Source organism: Bacillus cereus group sp. BfR-BA-01379 (assembly GCF_022663605.1).
Classification (GTDB): Bacteria; Bacillota; Bacilli; order Bacillales; family Bacillaceae_G; genus Bacillus_A; species Bacillus_A mobilis.
Genome location: NZ_JAKUFT010000277.1, coordinates 1 through 248 on the forward strand (window position 1 = coordinate 1; position 248 = coordinate 248).

Genomic DNA, 248 nt, shown 5'->3' on the forward strand with positions numbered 1-248 from the left:
TTACAAAAAAAGAACTAGCATTTCGCTAGTTCTAACATATCATTTACTTTTTAAACATTCCACCAACGTTTGGTCCAATATTTGGACCGAATGGTGATACGTTTGGTCCAATATTCGGTCCGAATGGTGATACGTTCGGTCCAAACGGAGATACATTTGGTCCTGGACCAAATGGAGATACGTGATGTCCATGGTGTCCATGACCACATGGTCCACATCCGCCGCCAAATCCTGGATCAACCGGGTCT

1 pseudogene is annotated in these 248 nt (G+C 44.0%); it reads right to left on the reverse strand.

Annotation, left to right across the window (positions count from 1 at the left end):
- Positions 1–43: 43 nt before the first annotated feature.
- Positions 44–248 (reverse strand): annotated as a pseudogene (locus MR113_RS27845) (spore coat protein); the annotation flags it as partial.